General features: G+C 50.4%; 15 protein-coding genes and 1 pseudogene. 13 read left to right on the top strand and 3 right to left on the bottom strand.

Translation table 11 applies throughout. The annotated features are described in order from the left end of the window. Positions 1-319: 319 nt before the first annotated feature. The 8 genes from HS1genome_RS02300 to HS1genome_RS02340 all read left to right on the top strand — a co-directional run bounded on the left by HS1genome_RS02300 (position 320) and on the right by HS1genome_RS02340 (position 9522). The gene (locus HS1genome_RS02300) at positions 320-1645 is read left to right on the top strand and encodes a phenylacetate--CoA ligase family protein (protein WP_126449348.1); all 1326 of its coding nucleotides are present in this window, start codon (positions 320-322) and stop codon (positions 1643-1645) included. A gap of 622 nt (positions 1646-2267) precedes the next feature. Then, the gene (locus tag HS1genome_RS02305; protein ID WP_126449349.1) at positions 2268-3644 is read left to right on the top strand and encodes an MFS transporter; all 1377 of its coding nucleotides are present in this window, start codon (positions 2268-2270) and stop codon (positions 3642-3644) included. Between the two features lie 254 nt (positions 3645-3898). Then, on the top strand, positions 3899-4333 hold the full coding sequence (locus tag HS1genome_RS02310) for an SRPBCC family protein (protein ID WP_126449350.1): 435 nt from the start codon (positions 3899-3901) through the stop codon (positions 4331-4333). A 77-nt stretch (positions 4334-4410) separates the two neighbouring features. Continuing rightward, complete coding sequence (locus HS1genome_RS02315; protein ID WP_126449351.1) at positions 4411-5355, top strand: ornithine cyclodeaminase family protein; 945 nt, start codon at positions 4411-4413, stop codon at positions 5353-5355. A 408-nt stretch (positions 5356-5763) separates the two neighbouring features. Further along, positions 5764-7128, top strand: a complete 1365-nt coding sequence (locus tag HS1genome_RS02320; protein WP_126449352.1) for an MFS transporter — start codon at positions 5764-5766, stop codon at positions 7126-7128. A gap of 196 nt (positions 7129-7324) precedes the next feature. After that, positions 7325-7561: a hypothetical protein gene (locus HS1genome_RS02325; RefSeq protein WP_126449354.1), complete on the top strand. Its 237-nt coding sequence runs from the start codon at positions 7325-7327 to the stop codon at positions 7559-7561. A gap of 308 nt (positions 7562-7869) precedes the next feature. Beyond that, positions 7870-9081, top strand: coding sequence for a thiolase family protein (locus HS1genome_RS02335; RefSeq protein ID WP_126449355.1), 1212 nt, complete (start codon positions 7870-7872; stop codon positions 9079-9081). A gap of 30 nt (positions 9082-9111) precedes the next feature. Then, positions 9112-9522 (top strand): Zn-ribbon domain-containing OB-fold protein, encoded by a 411-nt coding sequence (locus HS1genome_RS02340; protein ID WP_126449356.1) that lies wholly within the window; start codon positions 9112-9114, stop codon positions 9520-9522. A 298-nt stretch (positions 9523-9820) separates the two neighbouring features. On the opposite strand, the gene HS1genome_RS02345 is transcribed toward HS1genome_RS02340, so the two are convergent. After that, a complete protein-coding gene (locus tag HS1genome_RS02345) occupies positions 9821-10666 on the bottom strand; it encodes an SDR family NAD(P)-dependent oxidoreductase (protein WP_126449358.1) in 846 nt (281 codons plus the stop codon). Positions 10667-11202: 536 nt separating this feature from the next. Between HS1genome_RS02345 and HS1genome_RS02350 the strand changes: the two genes are divergently transcribed. From HS1genome_RS02350 to HS1genome_RS02370, 5 genes are all read left to right on the top strand, one after another. Next, the gene (locus HS1genome_RS02350; RefSeq protein ID WP_126449360.1) at positions 11203-12414 is read left to right on the top strand and encodes a LeuA family protein; all 1212 of its coding nucleotides are present in this window, start codon (positions 11203-11205) and stop codon (positions 12412-12414) included. A 626-nt stretch (positions 12415-13040) separates the two neighbouring features. Next, positions 13041-13904 carry an FAD binding domain-containing protein gene (locus tag HS1genome_RS02355; RefSeq protein WP_126449361.1) on the top strand — a complete coding sequence of 288 codons (864 nt, stop codon included), beginning with the start codon at positions 13041-13043 and terminating at the stop codon, positions 13902-13904. Positions 13905-13906: 2 nt separating this feature from the next. Then, a complete protein-coding gene (locus HS1genome_RS02360) occupies positions 13907-14407 on the top strand; it encodes a (2Fe-2S)-binding protein (protein ID WP_269470935.1) in 501 nt (166 codons plus the stop codon). Next, on the top strand, positions 14404-15183 hold the full coding sequence (locus HS1genome_RS12945; RefSeq protein WP_158613677.1) for a xanthine dehydrogenase family protein molybdopterin-binding subunit: 780 nt from the start codon (positions 14404-14406) through the stop codon (positions 15181-15183). The genes HS1genome_RS02360 and HS1genome_RS12945 overlap by 4 nt, the downstream gene beginning before the upstream one ends. Further along, on the top strand, positions 15183-16823 hold the full coding sequence (locus HS1genome_RS02370; RefSeq protein WP_338067371.1) for a xanthine dehydrogenase family protein molybdopterin-binding subunit: 1641 nt from the start codon (positions 15183-15185) through the stop codon (positions 16821-16823). Before HS1genome_RS12945 ends, HS1genome_RS02370 begins: the two co-directional genes overlap by 1 nt. Before the next feature lie 612 nt (positions 16824-17435). Here the strand turns inward: HS1genome_RS02370 and HS1genome_RS02375 are convergent. After that, a pseudogene (locus HS1genome_RS02375) lies at positions 17436-18622 on the bottom strand (acyl-CoA dehydrogenase family protein). Between the two features lie 211 nt (positions 18623-18833). Next, positions 18834-19046, bottom strand: coding sequence for a hypothetical protein (locus HS1genome_RS12440; RefSeq protein WP_126449364.1), 213 nt, complete (start codon positions 19044-19046; stop codon positions 18834-18836). Between the last annotated feature and the right edge of the window lie 88 nt (positions 19047-19134).

Here is a 19134-nt window from a genome sequence, read left to right on the forward strand (position 1 = left end):
TTTAACGGCGACCAGATCGGCTTCAGGCAGGAGGTTCTAGATTTGATAACGCTGGGAGTTCGTAATACGTAGGCGTTGCGCCGAATGTCTCCAATCACCTTTCAAAGGTTAAATACTAATCAAGGAGAACTTCACTATCTCGGAAGGCCTAAGGAGTGTAATGGTTCCTCATTTACAGTAGCTAGTACGGTAATTTTCTTAGCACAGTGACGCTCTTCCTCGAGGATCTTCCTCGAATATATTGTATTAGCTCACACATAATTTATGGTGGTCGTCGTAAAGATTATATTAGTAAATTACCAACCTAACAGAGAAGGTTATGTCGCGGGAAGACACAAGGTTTTGGAACGAATCGATAGAGAGAATGAATAGATCGAAACTGGAGGAGATTCAAGGGGAGAGACTCAGAGAGTTGGTGAAGAGGCTTTACGAGAGTGTCCCTTTCTATCGTAGGAAATTGAAGGGCGCGGGCATAGATCCAAGCGACGTAAGAGGACTCCCAGATCTTAGAAAGCTCCCTTTTACCTCTAAAGACGAGCTGAGGGAGAATTACCCATTTGGCCTATTGGCCGTTCCCAAGAGCGAGCTGGTGGAAGTGCACATGACATCTGGAACGACTGGGATTCCAACTCCCAACTTCCTGACCCTGAAAGACGTGGAAACGTGGGGGGAACTCATAGCCAGATCCCTTTATATGGGAGGGCTCCGTAAAGGAGACGTCTTTCAGATCACGCCGAGCTTCAGTCTCTTTACAGGAGGGTTCTCTTTCTTCTATGGAGCGAGGAAGATAGGTTCTTTCATAGTGCCTACCGGCCCGGGTAACTCTAAGAGACAGATAGAGCTGATGAAAGAACTAGGTACGACCTCCTTCGCCTCAATAGTTTCTTACGCGGTGAGGCTAACTGAGGTCGCTAGGGAGATGGGAATAGATCCTTCAAGAGATCTAGGTGTTAGGAGGATATTTATGGGTTCTGAAATGTCTACTCCTCAACTTAAAAGGAGGCTTATGGAAGCCTGGTCCGCAGATGTCTTTGACGCTTACGGACAGACTGAGACCTACGGTGGACCCAGCGTGGGACTGGATTGTCACCTTCACGATGGCATCCACGTGTGGGAGGATCACTTCCTAGTGGAGATCGTGGATCCCAAGACAGGTGAGCCCGTGGGGAACGAGGAAAAGGGCGAATTGGTCGTGACCACGCTCACAAAAGACGCGATGCCCTTGCTTAGATACAGGACTAGAGACATAACTTTCATTTATGATGCTGTGGAGCACGATTGCGGTAGAACACACAGAAGAATAGGGTGGATTGAGGGTAGAACAGATGACATGATAAAGTATAGAGGAGTTAACTTCTGGCCTTCCTTCATCGAATCAATCATACTCAAGTACGACGAACTTAGTGAACACTACCAAGTAGAGCTTTTCTCAGAGAGGGGGAGTGAGTACATGGTAATTAAGATAGAAGCAAAGAACGTCCTACAAGAAGGAGAAAGGAGGAGACTTTCCCATCTCATTGAAGACGAGCTGAGAAGAAGGTTCATGTTCGAGGCTAAGGTCGAAATTACTGAACCACACGTTCTACCCAGGTTTGAGACTGGTAAAGCGAAAAGGGTGATAGACAATAGGGAGAGGAAGATTTAACACTTTCGACCTCCTTCTCACCCTGAAGGGCGGAGTCCTTCAGCATCTAGTGACAATCTGAAAGCGCATTCGATTTCGGCCTCCTCGAGGTCTGAGGACTCGAGAGACCGTTAGTTCGGAGCGACGAATAGAACGCTTCTCCTGCTCCATGAATTGGCCTAGTTAACCTCCTACTTCTCTCATCTTCAGCAACATCGACTGGGGAACGTAATGGAAGTTTCACTCTTTTCTATATGAACTTAATCCAATTTGTAATGATTTAAATCAGATGTACAACAACAGCCTTTAATCTATATATTTAAATCACTACTTTGGAGGTTTAGAAGGTCGCTACCTTTAATCGGAAGTCTGGAGCAGCGAGGGTTCTTGGCCCGCTTTCGTTCTAAATACAGTGTCCGAATGCACGCGAGCTAATATTCCGTCACTGAAACGGTCTTCATTAATACCTAAATATATTAGAGATTATAAATTTTAATTCCTCTATTACTTAGAATCTGGTTTGTGAGTTCCCCAGCGATGTAGAAGAAGGTTCCCCTTATACGTAGCCTCAGCAATCTTTAAAGAACAATATCCTAACTAGCCTTAGAAAGGTTTAAAATATAGATTCTCGAACAGAAAACCGATGGTTCTCAAAGGAGACCCTAAGAGTGTATGGCCTAATCTGAAGCCTAAAGCCTACGCAGAACTAACGGACGAAGAGAGAAGGAAGTTAAGGCGCAGGCAAACTCTCATAGCCGTCTGGTTGGTTTTCGTGGGGTGGGCGTTCGCAGGGGTCTGGTACTTCCCTACAGCATTCGTACCGTTCATAGCGAAGTCGTTCATGTTAACTACACCAGAAATCGGCCTTCTGATTTCCTCTTTCGCCATAACCTACGCACTCTTCAACCTCGTGTGGGGAAACGTCACTGACCTCTACTGGCCTCACAGAACCCTCACGGCTGGATTCATTGCCGCTGGCGTACTTACTATCCTTTTTCCCTTCGCTACTACGTTTGGAGCGTCGCTAGCCCTCAGGCTTTTAACTGGGATAGCAAACGCAGTCTCCTGGCCGGGGATTCTCAAGCTCGTTGCACTGTGGTTCCCCGTAGAGAGGAGAGGGAGATATATGGGATTGTTCATAGGAGTTTACTCCCTAGCGATATCTCTCAATTTCCTAATTGGAATTCCAGTGGCACTCACAGTAGGATGGCCCGTCTGGACCTACTTCTTGGGAGCCATGAGCCTAGCGTCTGGAGTAGCAGCTTACTGGATCGCCAGGCCCTACGGACCTTTAGTGGGGCTACCCCTCATAGACTGGGGAGACGTTTCTCCTTCTAAGAACATTAGTTACTTAACCGCGGTGAAAACACTCTTTAGGTACAGATGGCTAGTTCTTACCGCGCTCGGTGCCTTCATAGCTCCTGGTACTGCCAGTGTTGTGGCGTCTTTCTGGGTATCTCAGTTGGTGCCTCAGCTCGACCACATCTCAGTGAGTACAGCAAGTTTCCTAGGAACGGCGGCCGGTCTGTCGCAGGTAGTGTTCGTCTTTCTCGGAGGGTTTCTCACGGATAGAACGCTGAAGAGAGTACTTATAACTAAAGTGGGGGCGGGACTAGCTTTCTTCTCCATGCTGGCAGTTGTGGCTACTACGGTCTTCCACCCTCTCCCCTTCATTGTGCTACTCTTAGTCTCGATATTCACAGGGGGAGTGTTCATCCTGGGTGGTTCAGTGTTTCCTCTCTTAGCCGACGTATATGGGACAGACATAGTAGGAACTGCCCTCAGTTACTTCGAAGCGTTGGGAGCGGGTTTGGGGACCTTCGTTATGCCCTTGACCCTCGGCTTCACTTTAGGGCCTTTAGGTCCCACCTACAGTTGGCTCATTATATCGCTTTACACCCTTCTCGTGTTTGCTCTCTGGTTACCTCAACGAGAGTTCAAGGCCATAAAGTCCATGGTCAGCCCAGAGGAACTCAAGCAAGAGGAGGAGAGAAGGAAAAGAGAGTTGGGATTGGAGTGAGACTTAATCAGATCCTGAATTCATCTATATATTTTTTGAAGATTTTACTATTTCTTGACCTCCTCGACGGATAGTTGCAGGGTCCGACTTAAAGAGGAGTTGTGTAGGCGCAGAGAATCTTTTCCCGTTCTGATCGTAAGACAGTTAGGAGACCGTTGAGGTTAGGAGTTCTACCTGTTGAGCCTCAAACGAGACATGTCCTTCCACCTCAATACTTATTTTCTAGTCTTTCCTTCACTTGTGTTTGATCAAAGATGTTGTTCGAAGGTAACCTATCCGTAAATTCCACTAGGGACAAGGTTTGGAATTTCCTCTACACACCTGAGAAAGCCGTAAGCTGTTTGCCGGGATTTAAGGACGTGAGGAAAGAGGGGGACAGCTACAGGGTCACTGGTAAGACGGGCATAGGATTCCTAAAGGGAGACTACAAGGCTAACTTCCGTTACTCCGAAGTTCAGCAGCCTTCGAAAGTGACACTCTTGGCTACTGGAAGTGGAATGGGAGGCACCATGGAACTTAAGGCTGAGGTCAACCTTGAAGGGGATGGACCGGTGAACCTAAGGTGGAGTTCTGAAGTCAAGGTTGGCGGGTCGTTGGCTTCTGTGGGCGCCAGAGTAGTCCAGGGTGCTGCACAAAGGATCATTGAGGACCTTTTCCAATGTGTGAAAGAGAAGGTTGAGAGGACTTGAATCACTTAATTCCCGAGTTTAACGGGAGACGTTTTCCCTTAGAATAATTTAATAGCCAGAGGTACGAAGGTTGAGGTGTGTTAGGTGAAGTTCCTATCTACCAATTTGCGGACATCGACAAAACAGTTAATTTTAAAGAATTTATATATTTCCTAAGAGAATACATTCTATCCCTAGACGAATCTAGCGTCAAAATCCCACCGCGGACAGTGATCTCTCTCCCCAACGACGCGGTGTGGCTAGTGATGCCAGTAACCGATCTGAAAAACGATGTGTTCGTTACTAAAATTGTCAATGAATACAAACATAATCCTGAACGTGGACTTCCGAAATCAGCTGGCTTGACTCTCGTATCAAGGGCCTCAAACGGACAGCTGCTCTGTCTATTGGACTCAAACTACGTAACTGGGCTTAGGACAGCTGCCTTAGCAGCCCTCTCCCTAGAGCTAAGGCCAGATAAGGTTTGGAGGAAGGTCGGAATGATAGGCTCGGGACTTGAAGCCTCTTTCTTGGCCAGGGCCGTCCTCTCCCTAACCAGCCCAGAGGAGGTCAGAGTTTTCAGCAGGAACCCAGAAAACGTCAGAAATTTCGTAGAGAGAATGGGTAAATACGGATACACAGTATCTGCCGCCCCCAGTCCAGATAACGCAGTGAAAGACGCCGATCTAGTGGTTCTGGCCACCGACTCAAAACAACCCGTCATATCTGCGAACTGGCTCAGGTCTGACGCTCACGTGATAAGCATCGACACCCTCCCCGACAGGAGGGAACTGGATCCAGAGACGTTGAGGAGGGCGTCTATGATCGTCGTCGACGACTTAGACGAAGTGATGAGTGCTGCGGGAGACGTGATCCACGCAGTCGAGAGCGGCCTTATCGGCAAGGAAAGGATAGTCCCTCTAAAAGAAGTACTAAGAGAAAGGAAAAGAGTAACAGGCTCCTTAACAGTCTACAAGTCGGTCGGTTTCGCTTTGCTAGATTGCGCTGCATCGCTTTATATTCACCAGAGACTGAGCTCCTGAATTAAGTTCTCCCTCAATTGCTACTTTGTAATAAGAGAACTAACTAATAGAGGACATAACAACTCCACTTCGCTGGGAAATTCGGGATCCGACTTAACTATGCTCTTTATGGATTCGACTTCCTACATCAATCTAGGATCTGGGAACAGTGAATTGCTCTACTGGGTAACAGTTTGGTTTTTGGTGGACTTGGAGAACTCAAGAGGACCACCTTCCCCCCTCACGTGGCGCGCTGACGTAAGGAACTCTCCCCGCGGGCGACGTGTTTAGACAGTTAGGAGCGACCAGAAATTAAGATGAGCACCTCAGCGGCGACGGTAGGGAAGGGCTATGATATATTTGCGATTTACTTGGCATTAGTGTGAGGAACGAAAAAGATATATAACACTTTCTAAGTTAGAAAATTACATGTCAGATGTAAGCGGAGAAACAGAAGTTCTACTCCGTATGGAAAGGTTCAAGACGTGGCCTTGGCCGTTTTCCTACCTAGCCATGGTCGGTCTGGCTTACTTTTTCGGGCTCATGGACGTCTTAACTATAGGGATTGCCGCCCCAGCCATAGCTGCCACTTTCGGCGTGAGCGCAGCGCCCCTAGCGGCGCTAGGTGGTACGCTCAGTCTAGTGGGTTACGTCATTGGCGCACTTGGCTTCTCCCACATAAGCGACGCCTACGGGAGGAGAGCGGGCCTGACGATCACGCTCATTTCCTACTCAGTTGGCTCGCTGTGGACGGCCCTTTCCCCTAACGTTATTAACGTCTATGCGTCTAGGCTCTTAACGGGGGTGGGAATAGGGGCAGACCTGGCTATAGCGGCTGCCTACCTGGGAGAACTCTCCCCACACGGCGTTCGAGGAAGATTTCAGAGTTTCGGAACTTTCCTAGGTTTCGTAGGAGCCGGAGTAACCCCCTTCATAGGCCTCCTCATAATACCCGCCTTCTCTTGGGGGTGGAGACTTTTCTTCGTGATAGGCTCCTTAGGGGCGTTAAGTCTCCTTTACATAAGGAGGGTATTGCCAGAGAGTCCGCGTTGGCTGATTTCTAAAGGCAGAGTGGAGGACGCCAGCCGGATTGTCTCGAAAGCCGAAGAATTCTACAAGAAGAAATATGGTGTTCTCCCACCCGTGGAACAGTCTGCCTCGAAATTGGCTATTGTGAAGGGGGGTAAAGTTCCCACGTTGTCGTTGGTGACCGATAGGAGGTACTTGACGAGGCTTGCCATACTCCTTCCAGTCTTCGTTCTCTACTACATTTACACTTACCCTTACCTAGTCCTTACCACCTCGTTTCTCTCTGCCGCCGGTTACACAATTGCGAGCAGTCTCCTGATTCCTGGAATAGGGGGGTTCGGCTTCGCGCTAGGTGCTTTCCTCTCCTACGTTTTCTCGGATTACATTGAAAGGAAATACCTGATCTCGCTTCTCCTCTTCATTCAGGGATTAGCCATGTTCGCCATAGGGATAAAGGGACCAGTCCCAGAGGAGGTAGGAGCTTACTTCCTCGCGGCGTTCTCTAACACGTTCCTGGCTACGGCCCTTTACATATATGCGGTAGAGAACTTCCCGACCAGAGCGAGAAGCACAGGTGTGGCCTTCACTGACGGGCTTGGGCACATCGGTGGTATATTCTCGCTTCCCTTTGCCCTCTCACTGTTCCTCTCTCTTGGCTTTTCACCGACTTACTACATCCTCGGCGCGTTTGCCTTGGTGGCAGCAGCGGTAGTCCTGCCTGGTATACTGTCTACAAGGAGAAAATTAGAGGAACTCACGGATTAGCTTAATTTTAAAGTTTTTATCCTGTCCTCCTGGAGGAGATTTTCATTCCCTTGAACCCTCAGGAGGATAGCTACTTTGGAAGTTTAACTTTATAAAGTGGGGGTTCAAAGGGGGCGGAAAACCTCGCCTCTCTGAGGCGGGGATGGATAGCCCCCCTTTGTATAAGTTTAAATATCTATTCGCAGTCAATATATTGATGACAGTCATAGACGGAGTAAGTGTCACCGAGACGCCTTGGTTAAAGCGAGGGTCCGTGTGGTACGCCTCTGCTCCACCCGAAGGCCCTTCATGGGCACCAGCTGGATTAGAGCAGGAAGATAGATCGGGGTCGGTGCGACCCTCAGTGCCTGTGGAGTTCCGCCCTCTACCAGTACTTCGGTACTGGCAAGGTGGAGCTGGGAAGCAGGAAGCTCCGCCCTTTAGGGCGGGGTGAGTTCACTAGTGCCAAATATTCTTCCATAAATTGTCCTTATTGTTGTAAAAGGATGAGGGAAGTTAGTTATAGGTGGTTTTAATGCTCGTATGGTTATGAGAACTATAGGGATGTTATTGATATCGTGAATCTTAACAGGAGGGGTTCTCCGACCCTCTCGACCATCCCTCTGGTGAGTGATGTAGTCTCAAACCGAGGAGGGGACCCTCGCCCTTGAGGGGAGGAAGTCAGTAATGCCGAACGAACTTCCCTGTAAAGAAAGACAATCGCGGAAGCGTTTTATAGGAGGGGAACCGACTTAACTTCCCGTGCCGGCGAGTAGAGCAGCAATAGTTGGGTACTCGATAATTAAACCTTCTAGGGCGAGGAAGGACAGGGGAGAGGAAGTCCTCTCTACCGAGCAGTACCAAGCCCTTGCCCTAACGTCAATTCTAGGGAGCCTAGGTTTGGCTAAGAGAGAGTTGAACTCCATGAGATTTCTCCTAGGATTGAACCACCCTCTTTGGCCTCACGCCTTGATATATTCCTCTGAGGTCGCAAGTAATTTGGGGTTGAGTCCGTCTCTCTCGATAGTCTCAGATCACGGAGGAATGTCGGCTCTCCACCTATTAGTGGAGGCCAGTTTGGCCGTGTCTCTAGGAGAGGTTGAGATAGCTGTCCTAATAGGTGCGGACTCCCCCCTCACACCTGCCACACCCATGGGTAAATGGAGACTCGATCGTACTTGGAGGTACGAGTTGAACTACGAAATACCCCTGGGAATGATAGGCCCCATTAGTGAAGGAGGTCTCCTTGCAACCAGGTACATGAGCCTCACTGACCTCAAACAGGAGCACTTGGGAACATTCGCTGTGGCCCTGAGGAGAAACGCTCAACAAAATCCCTTCGCCTATTTAAGGGAGCCGTTGAGTTTGGACGAGTACATGAAGAGCCCATACATAGCTTACCCCCTCAGACTATTGGATGCCGTCATTCCGGTAAACGGAGCTTTCGCACTCGCGGTAACTTCCGAGGAACTGGCCAAGAGGTACACGCCCAATCCAGTCTACGTAAGAGGACACGCCATAAGGGTTAACGCCGAACCGGAGAACGAACTAAGGGAGGTCACCGACCTCAAAATGAGAGACGTCGCTGAAGAGGCGCTAAGGAGGGCTGGCCTGAGAATGAGGGAAATAGACCTCTTTCAACTTTACGACGACTTCACCGTAGTCCCGTTACTACAGATGGATTCTCTAGGTCTCTTAGGGGAAAGCTCCATAGGAAAGTTCGTGGAAAACACGGACTTCACGTACGCTGGGAACCTTCCAGTGAACACTGGGGGAGGCCAACTCTCCGGAGGACAGGCAGGAACTGCTGGAGGCTTCGGGTTGATAGTGGAAGCTGTGAAGCAGTTAAGGGGGGAAGCGGAAGGACGACAAGTGAAGGGGGCTAGGAACGCGTTGATCACGGGATTGGGGGGCCTGGGTTACAATAACAACTTACTAAACAAGGGAGTTCTCGTTATCTCGAACGAGAAATGAACTTTTATACCCGAAGGATGTCAAAGCTGTATGGCGAGCCAGGAACTACCCTATCCGGAACTCGATCCTATAAATCAAAAGTACTTCGATGGGCTGAAAGATGGTGCCTTGCTCGTTCAAAGGTGCGGCGAATGCGGAAACTTCCAATTTTATCCTAGGCCCATTTGTGTTAGATGTGGCAGTTTAAATTTGGAATATAAAAAAGTGTCTGGGAAGGGAAAGGTCTACTCGTACGTGATAATCCACAGGGTGATATCGAATTCTGAGTACTTCAAGAAGATGGTTCCCTACGCTGTGGTCTCTGTCGAACTAGAAGAGGGAATTCGGGTTTACGGACTCTACGTCGGAGAGGTCAGTTCCCTTAGCGTTGGCAAGGAGGTGAAATTCAAACCATACTCCATACCGTGGGGTGTGATTCCAGCCTTTGAGTCGCTCGCCTGAATGTATAGGCTAAGTGAAACGGATCTTTCCCAATCAACTGAGTTGACGTTTACTCTGGACGACATTGTTTTCCTTAACTTAAAGTACTATAGTTTAGAGGATGTTGAATTACCTTAGTCCTTAGGGATCCAGGTATCTTATCCCTTATGCGAGTTTGGGTGGTGGCCTTTTCATAGGGAGAAATACTCTTTATTTTTAATGTATTTTTCCTTACTTCAGATTTAGAGCTTGACTTCCTTCTAAACAAGGAGAGAAAATGAAGAATGAATTTCTTAATAAAAAGTATTTTTGTTACGGTTCAAATAGCGGCCATGGTAAATCCACCGTCACAGAATATGGTCTCTCCTGTGATGTGAAGTGAGTCTTGCGAGGCTAAGAACACTACAACGTAGGCGATGTTCTCTGGTTTGCCCAGGGAACGAAGGGGCGTGTGTTGAATAATCCATTTCTTTCTCTCTTCAGTCCAATCCTTCCTGGCCCTGAGGGAGGGAGTGTCCATATATCCCGGAGCCACAGCGTTGACTCTCACGAAAGGAGCTAAGGCAAGTGCGAACGTCTTAGTAAGTCCTATGATGCCGTATTTCGCGGCTGCATATATGGGCGATCTAGGACTTCCAGTTGTGATCACGTTGGAGGCTATGTTAACTATAGTGCCGCTCCTCTGGAGGTCGAGCATCCTACTCCCAAACTCGTAGAGACAGTAGTAAGTCCCCTTAAGGTCCAAGTCTAGGGTCTCGTTGACTACCTCGTCCGAGAGCTCCCTCCAAGACGTCTGTCTCGGGGCAGTGGTACCCGCGTTATTTATGAGGACGTCTAGCCTGCCCCACGTTTCCCAGATTTCTTCAGCCATCCTCTTTACTTCCTGATATTTACTAACGTCGGCCTGTATGGCCACCGCATCCTGGCCTATGTCCTTGATCTCCTTTACTACCCTCTTTGCGTCGTCCTCACTTTTTATGTAGTTGACTATCACGTCGGCTCCTTCGTTAGCGAGGGCTAACGCTATGGCCCTTCCGAATCCTCTGGAGGCACCCGTAACTAGGGCCCTGGCTCCGCTCAATCTCTTCCCAGGAGGAGTAGGTTTCCTGACCCAGTTTATTTCCTCCTCTACGTCTATACTTCCAGGAGGCTTTCCCCACGCCATGTTTTCACGAACTATTTAATTGTCGTATCCTAATTAATGTTAACTCCCGGTCCTTTAAGTGAGCTGGTTACCGATTTTCATCTTTCCTTAATATACAATAGGCTCCCAGTAAGTATCTCCACAAGTCGAAGAGTCGTGTCTGGAACTAAAGGTAAGGTATTAGTACTCGTTCAATATGATAAAACGCGTGAGGAACCTTCTAGCTTCGTAACCCACTTATGTAGTAAGGAGATTCAAAAGGAGCTGAAGATTTTGTTGACGAAGACGTAAAGGTCCTTTGCACAACTTAATCGAGCTTAGTAGGCCGCATCTTTATGCTAGTTTGGGAGTCAGCGCTCACACCTAGGCGAGGGTTCTTGAGATAGTCCTCCGTCCCTACTAACCGAGGTTCACTAAGTACGAGCACCTGATGCCGCTCTGATCGTAGGAGTTCCACTCTTTAGGGCCGTACCGTAGTCCTTCAGGGGTAGAACTAGACCAGCTCTCACCGCAATCCTTTATTACTTACTCGACCCTTGGAACGTGGGTGAAGTCGCTTGAGCGAGAAGTACCGAGGGGAAACGTGGTGGGTCAGCCCATTCAATTTTATACCAGAAGTAACAGGAAAACTTAAGATACCAGAGAGAGTAGTAATCCATGATGTCACCCTTCGCGATGGGGAACAGACGCCTGGGATAGTATTTAGAAAGGAGGACAAGGTCTCTATTGCACAAGCTCTCAATGACGCGGGGGTGGACAGGATAGAGGTGGGAATGCCTGTCATATCGGAGGAGGAGAAAGACGCTATCAAAACCGTCGCAAGAGCCGGCCTCAACTCGAAGGTTTTCACTCTCGCTAGGCTGGTGAGGAAGGACTTGGACGAGTCTGTGGACTGTGATGTAGATGGAGTCATCTTGGAGGCTCCAGTGGGCGTCCCCAAGCTTAAACAGTTCGGGTGGAGTCTAGAACAGTCGAAGGCCAGCGCTCTAGAGCACATAGATTACGCCAAGTCCCACGGGCTTTACGTGACCTTCTTCGGAGTGGACACGACCCGCGCTGAGCCTGAGGCATACTTTGAGATGATCAAGGAGATCTCCAGATCAAGGGCTGATGCTGTTGCAGTGGTGGACACGTTCGGATGCATAACCGTTGAAGCAATGGGATTCCTAGTTAGGACGCTCTCTAGTTTGTTGACAAAACCCCTTGAGGTCCACACCCACAACGACTTTGGACTATCCACCGCGACTACCTTGGCCGCCGTGGCAAATGGGGCGACTGTAGCACATGTGGCGATTAATGGCCTCGGGGAGAGGACTGGAAACGCACCATTGGACGAAGTTGTGATGGGTCTGAATCTCCTCTATGGTGTGAAGACCTCGGTGAGGCCTGAGCTCCTGCATAAGCTCTCTAAGCTAGTTGAAGAGAGATCCGGGGTGAGGATTCCAGCGGGTAAGCCATTTGTGGGGGAAAACGCTTTTGGTAGGGAGAGCGGAATTTCAGTTGCGGGGTGGGCAAAGTACTACTTGGGCTCGGAACCCGTCCTCCCGGAGTTCGTGGGTAACGTTCACAGAGTTCTCGTGGGGAAGAAGAGCGGCAGACATTCGATAGAGTACAAGTTGAGGGAGTTAGGCTATGATCCATCGAAACTAGGAGAGGAGGGTGTCGCTAAATTGCTGACTAAAGTAAAAGAGGAGGCACAACTCAAGAAGAGGGCCCTGACTGACGGGGAGTTCGTTGAGTTAGTGAAGGAAGTAATGAACTCTCACTAGGTAATCCGTGACGAGCTCCCTACCTCAACATCTCAGGCACCTCGTAACTCCAGAGAGATTGATGGCCTCAACATTCTAGGGCGGCAAATATGGTCAATCATAGAAAATTTTTAGATATCTCTTTAAACATCAATTTTTCAGTTGGCACCAGGTAGCGAGTCTCCCCTCCAAACTTCACGCGGGACTCAGCGAGAGAGAGGAGCGTCATCGAATTCACTTCTTAACTCTTTGGATCCGGAGTCCGTAGACGAACGATCACACTTCGAATTAGGTTCTCCGACCCTCACTGATCCACACGAATGGCCAAGAGGCTAACCTGAATTCGGAGAGGAACCCATTTACGATGGAAAGGAAGTCTGAAAATGAGAAGAGCAGCACGTGGACGACGAGCTAAATAATTCCTCACCAAGTCACCCTCAGTGAGCCTAGTGACTATCTAGCTCTCCTGAAGGTTAAAAGAGGCCGAGAACCGACATTCTCAAACTCACGGGATCTACGGTCCAATAGGGATATCCCAAACTTCATTGGGGTCTTAACATCAATGTTTAGAAGTAAGGAAAGCCAGCAGGGTGAGATACCTAGGTCGAAAATAAACATTTATAGGAGCTTCAATAATACAAATCGAGATGAGACCTAGACCTTTCTCGTATCGTGCTCCAACCACCCTGAAAGAAGCAGTGGAGATACTTTCGAAGGACGAGGACTCAAAAGCGATGGCTGGAGGGCAAAGCCTACTGCCCATGATGAAATTGAGAATCATAGGACCGTCCACGATCGTATCTCTCTCCAAGGTGGCGGAGCTGAAACCCCACGTAACCGTGTCGGGAGAGACCGTTAAGATTGGAGCCCTGACCACACACGACGCAGTGAACAGGAGCCCAGACCTGAAGAGGTATGCTCCGTTATTGAGCGAAGCGGCCGGCCACATAGCTGACCAGCAAATAAGGAACCGTGGTACAATAGGTGGTAACATTTCCCACGGCGATCCAGCCTGCAACATGGCGACCGCCCTAACCGCCCTCGACGCCACTGTTCACGTAACTGGGCCTGAGGGTAAGAGGACGATCCCAATAAGGGACTTCTTCGTCGATACACTAGTTACCTCTCTAAGACAGGGCGAGGTGGTGACGGATGTAGAGGTGCCTGTAGCTAGGCCAGGCACGAAGCAGAAGTTCGTGAAGATTTCCAAGACCGCTACGTCTTGGCCCATGGCCATGGTTGGAGTGAGTGTAGAGCTCTCGCCCGAGAGGAAGGTTGAGAGAGTCTCGATAGCACTGGGAGTGGCCGCCAACACACCCGTTAGGGCCACCAAGGCCGAGGAATACCTTATCGGAAAGGTGTTGACTGAGGAAGTCGTTAAAGTGGCAGGAGACGTGGCTACCGATGGACTTACTCCTCCCTCTGACCTGCACGCCTCTTCCGAGTATAGGAGGCAACTCTTGAGGGTGCTAGTGCGGAGGGCCCTTTCGACGGTAGGTGAGGTGAGTTGAGCTTGGAGAAAGCGAGGATAGTGGAGAAAGTGAAGGTCTCCGTGAAAATAAACGGTAAAACCTACGAGGGACTCGTCGAGCCGCGTATGTTGCTGGTGGACTTCATAAGAGACGTGGCCGGACTTAAGGGAACTCACATAGGCTGCGACACCACCAGCTGTGGCGCATGCACCGTGCTGGTGGACGGAGTGTCAGTGAAGTCCTGCACAATGCTGGCGGTGGAGGCAGACGGTAGGGAGGTGACCACAGTCGAGGGTCTCAGTAGGGACGGGAAGCTCCACCCACTCCAGGAGGCCTTCTGGAGGAATCATGCTCTCCAGTGCGGCTACTGCACTCCTGGAATGCTTATGTCGGCCTACTTCCTCCTCTCAAGGAATCCAGACCCCACTGAGGAGGAAATAAAGGAGGCGATAGCAGGGAACATATGCAGGTGCACTGGTTACATTCCAATCATAAGGGCCATAAAGGAGGCTTCGGTAGAGATGAAGGGGGGGAGGAAGTGAGCACCGAGGCTACCTCCGAAACACAGGAGTTTAAGTGGATAGGAAAGCCGGTGAGAATCAGGGAGGATCTCCTATCACTGACGGGAAAAGGTAAGTACATAGACGATTTGGACTTTCCAGGGGCACTCTACTTAGCCTATGTTAGATCTCCTTACGGCCACGCGAAGATAAAGAGGATCGACGCTTCTAACGCCATGGCGCAGGAGGGCGTGGTAGCCGTATTTACTGGAGAAGACGTCAGGAGGGAACTTAACCCGTTCCCACAGATCCCTAAACCTCCTGCTGGAAACCTCCTCGATTACCCCCTCGCCGTAGATAAGGTAAGGTATTATGGCGAGCCGGTTGCGGCCGTTGTGGCCAGCAGCAAATATGTGGCCGAGGATGCAGCCGAGTTGGTTGACGTGGAGTACGAGAAGCTCCCAGCAGTAGTGGACCCAGAGGAGGCCCTTGAGGGAAAGGTGTTAGTGCATGAGGAGGTGGGCTCCAACGTGGTGTGGGAGGGCCTCTGGGACCTAGGAGAGGTAGATAAGGCCTTTCGGGACGCCGAGGTCAAATTTGAGGAGAAAATAACCTTCCACAGGTACGCCTCGGTTCCCCTGGAGACGAGTGGAGTAGTGGCCACGTACGACGAGGCGACCGATTCGTTTGTTATATACAGCAACAACATAATGCCCGTATTCACCGTGCCTTTAGTGGCCACCGCTTTGAAGACTCCCCCTTCCAAGATAAGGTTCGTCGTGCCCCCAACGTTGGCGGCTCGTTCGGAGGGAAAATAATAAACTACACTCACATGACCCTCCTCGCCTTCATAGCCAAGAAACTCAAGGCCACCGTGAAGTACGTGGAAACTAGGTCCGAGAATATAGCATCTGGTACCCACAACAACGAGAGAGTGTTTTACGTCAAGGTGGCAGCAAACAAGGAGGGTGTAGTAAAGGCAATAGACGTAAAGGCCATAGACAACTGCGGCGCATATCCCAGGTATGAGCCCGCGGGCGCTGTAATATGGAGCCAAGTCACCCCAGGAATATACGGGGTGAAGAACGTTAGGGTGAGATTCGTACAGGTGACAACGAACAAGGGACCGACAGGGCCTGTGAGGGGATACTCTAGACTGCAGCATAATTTCATGTGGGAGAGGGTTATGGATATGCTCGCGAGGAGGCTCGGTCTAGATCCGGCTGAAGTTAGGTTAAGGAACTTCATACGAAAGGAAGAGATGCCTTACAAGGGGCCTTCCTACGCCATTTATGATGGAGGGGATTACGTTGGGGCCTTCCGCAAACTCTTGGACGCCCTCGACTACGCTAAGTGGAGGAAGGAGCAGGAGGAGGCTAGAAAGACTGGAAGGTACATCGGAATTGGGTTTAGTTCCGTGATCGATTCCGGAGCTAATAACTTCGGTCAGGTGAAAATAATTAACAGGGACTTCCCGGTCTCAGGCAATTCTGAGGCCGCAATGGTGATGGTAGATCAGGTAGGAAATATAGTGGCCAGGATAGGGGCCACCGACACTGGACAGTCTCACGCCACCACCATGGCACAGATAGTTGCCGAAGTGTTCGACGTAGATCCGTCAGAAGTGCAGGTAGAGATGGGATTTGACACTCTGTCAGGTGTGTGGGCACAGCACTCGGGAGCCTACGCTAGCAGGAGCGCAGTTCTAGCAGGGAGCGCAATCTACATGGCCGCAGTCAGATTGCGCGACAAAATGATCAAGATAGCCTCCCATCTCTTGAACGAAAGTCCCTCCAACCTCGAGGTAAGGGGTAAGAGAATAGTCTCGAAGTCCTCTGGAAAGGAGGTGTCCTTCGACAGGATAGCTACCGTGGCTTGGTCAGACGTGATGTTCCTTCCAGAAGGTATGGAACCAGGATTAGTTAGTCATTACGTCTATAGGCCAGACTTCATTTACAACCTACCCGACGAGAAGAACAGGATCAACAATACCCTCACTTACTCTTACACAATGCACGGTACGGTTGTGGAGGTAGACCCCGAAACCATGACCGTAAAGATCCTTAAGCACGTTGTCGTGTCGGACCCTGGCGTAATGATAAATCCGTTAGTGGTGGAGGGACAAGAGCTCGGGGCCACAATGCACGGAATAAGTGCCGCCCTGTATGAGGATCTGGTCTACGACGCTGAAGGGGTGTTACTTTCCTCTACGTTTTACGACTACATGCCTATAGGGGCCAAGGAAATGCCCACTGTCGAGCTCCTTCACTCTGTCACTCGCTCTACAAGCTCTATGTTGGGTGTAAGAGGTATAGGAGAGGGTGGAGGAGGTCCGATAGGATCCATAGTCAACGCGGTTGAAGACGCCCTCACTCCTCTCGGGCTGAGATTAAGGAGGTCTCACATAAACTCAGCGGAGCTGTACGGCATGCTGTCCTCTCACCCTGGGGGTTCGTAGATAATCTTTCCAGATCTTAAAGCAATTCTTTTAATTATATCTAATATACGCTAGAGACTTCATTCTTTGTGATCATATAAGAAAGGGTTGGCATTAGAAAGTCTCCATGTCCTCTCCCTATTAATACTCTTTTATCTAATAATAATTTAAATAGACTATTTATAAAATAATTAAAGCCTCCCTTCGAGACTATAGCTCAAATGTAGTTTGCTTAAACACTTACTCGACAACGCTACTCCTCAGCCCTAGTGAGAGAGAGGAGAAATCAACGACGCATCTTAATCCGTGGGAACCAGAAGTCATCTATTAATGATCGGGTAGCAATAATTAGAGGGCAGAGAGGAAGACCTCAGGGGATTGAGGTTAACAGTGAGGAGGAGGAAAACGCCTTTACGCTATGGTTTCATCAAACACACAAAACGAATAGTTACCGAGTGAAATACTTGGGGAGTAAGTCGGGGGACATGGTTTGGTAATGGCAGCCATTGGATCTGGACTGAAAGTGAAGAGGAAAGCTCCCTTAAGCTCCTCAGGGCGATACCGATCAACTAGGTGTCTGAACTTGTTGTTACTTATCTAAACGGACTAGTTAGGTTAGCTCTCGAGATCCTTTCACCTAATGTTTAAGTTGTATAACTTCCTCATGACCTGCCTCACCACTATCATCCTCTGGATGAGGTTAGTACCCTCGTATATAGTCGTGGTTTTGGCGTCCCTCAGCAACCTCTCCACCGGCGTGGAGACCCCGTACCCCCGTGCACCTCGATCGCCCTGCTCGCCGCCCTCTCCGCGACCTCCGTGGCGTAGAACTTCGCCATGGACGCCGCCACCACCCCGTCCTGGAGGTTCCCCCTGTCGAGGAGGGAGGCGGCGAAGTAGGTGAGCAGCCTCGCCGCGGCCACCTCCGCCATCGCGTCGGCCAACCTCTCCTGGACCATCTGGAAGGAGGCCACGGGCTGGCCGAAGGCCTCCCTCTGGGAGGAGTAGGAGAGGGAGGCCTCCAGGGCCGCCTGGGCGAGGCCCACCCCCTGGGCGGCCACCGAGACCCTGCTGTAGTCGAACGCGAGCATGGTCTGCTTGAAGCCGTTCCCCTCCTCCCCCACCAGGTTCCCCTCCGGGACCCGCACGTCCTCGAAGAGGAGCTGGGCCGTGTTTGACGCCCTGACGCCTGAAGTCTCTATCCTCCCCTCCACCTTGAAACCGTGCTCCCTCGAGGCGAGGAACATGGATATCCCCATCCACCTCCTCTCCCCCTGGGAGGTCCTGGCTGTGACGAGGAGCCTGTCCGCAATCCCCCCGTTCGTGACGAAGGTCTTCCTCCCGTTTATCACGTAGTGCGACCCGACCTTCCTGGCGGTGGTCCTCATCCCCGCGACGTCGGAGCCCCCGGAGGGCTCGGTGTTGGCGAAGGCCACCACCGCCCTCCCGGAGGCGACCTCGGGCAAGTGCTCGGAGCGAAGCCTCTCGGAGGCGAACCTAACCATGGGAACGTTGAAGAGCCAATAACCGAAGACGTGGGTCGAGAGCGACGGCCATACTCTGGAGATCTCCTCTATTGTTATGGCCTGCGACAATAGATCGGCCTCCTGTCCTCCATATTCCCTAGGGACGTTCATTCCATATATCCCGGCCCGAGCCAACTCACCTCTCACCTCCGGCGGTATCGCCATCTCCCTCTCCCCCTTTTCCACGTAGGGCCTGACCCTGCTCTCGCACAGTTCCCTGACCGACTGCCTGAGTAACTCGTGCTCCTCCCTCAACTCCACCTTGAAGTCCTGAGGAGAAAACGGTAAGGTCATATCATAATTTCTTTGGTTTACAATAATAAATCTACCATACCCGAGGGTATCAAAGCGTGGGTGTCTAAGTAATCATCGAGTAGAGGCGCCGATGTTGGAGCTTTGAGAGCTCAAAAGGAGGGAAGAACCCCCTGCCCCAATGAAAGGTCTTCTCCTCGTTCTCGTTGGCCGAGGCTTTCGTTCTACTGCAGTTGAGGACTAGCTCCGCGTATTAACTGACTTTCTCACCGCCCTGGAAGGGACGAGGGTTCCCTCCCAGGGGGCTCGTCGTTCCCACCATCGGTTCGGGATTACATGTCTCGTTTGGTGGGCAGTCGAGTGGATCAGAGATCCACTCCCATTTGAAGAGGAGGGGACTTTCACCCATTACGTCTAGTCCCTTAAAGGAAATCGAAGCCGCTGCTCGCTCCTCCCTCAGTCCCATTAAACCTTAGATCGAGCTGGGGAGGAGCGTCGTTAGTACCACTAAGAGAAATTTTAACAAAGAAGTATAAATATGAGGGGGCTGTCCG

This window comes from Sulfodiicoccus acidiphilus (genome assembly GCF_003967175.1).
Lineage (GTDB): Archaea > Thermoproteota > Thermoprotei_A > Sulfolobales > Sulfolobaceae > Sulfodiicoccus > Sulfodiicoccus acidiphilus.

Coding starts and splice junctions, on each gene's coding strand:
- HS1genome_RS02300 (WP_126449348.1), top strand. CDS start 320: ATGTCGCGGGAAGACACAAGGTTTTGGAACGAATCGATAGAGAGAATG.
- HS1genome_RS02305 (WP_126449349.1), top strand. CDS start 2,268: ATGGTTCTCAAAGGAGACCCTAAGAGTGTATGGCCTAATCTGAAGCCT.
- HS1genome_RS02310 (WP_126449350.1), top strand. CDS start 3,899: ATGTTGTTCGAAGGTAACCTATCCGTAAATTCCACTAGGGACAAGGTT.
- HS1genome_RS02320 (WP_126449352.1), top strand. CDS start 5,764: ATGTCAGATGTAAGCGGAGAAACAGAAGTTCTACTCCGTATGGAAAGG.
- HS1genome_RS02325 (WP_126449354.1), top strand. CDS start 7,325: ATGACAGTCATAGACGGAGTAAGTGTCACCGAGACGCCTTGGTTAAAG.
- HS1genome_RS02340 (WP_126449356.1), top strand. CDS start 9,112: ATGGCGAGCCAGGAACTACCCTATCCGGAACTCGATCCTATAAATCAA.
- HS1genome_RS02345 (WP_126449358.1), bottom strand. CDS start 10,666: ATGGCGTGGGGAAAGCCTCCTGGAAGTATAGACGTAGAGGAGGAAATA.
- HS1genome_RS02355 (WP_126449361.1), top strand. CDS start 13,041: ATGAGACCTAGACCTTTCTCGTATCGTGCTCCAACCACCCTGAAAGAA.
- HS1genome_RS12440 (WP_126449364.1), bottom strand. CDS start 19,046: ATGGGACTGAGGGAGGAGCGAGCAGCGGCTTCGATTTCCTTTAAGGGA.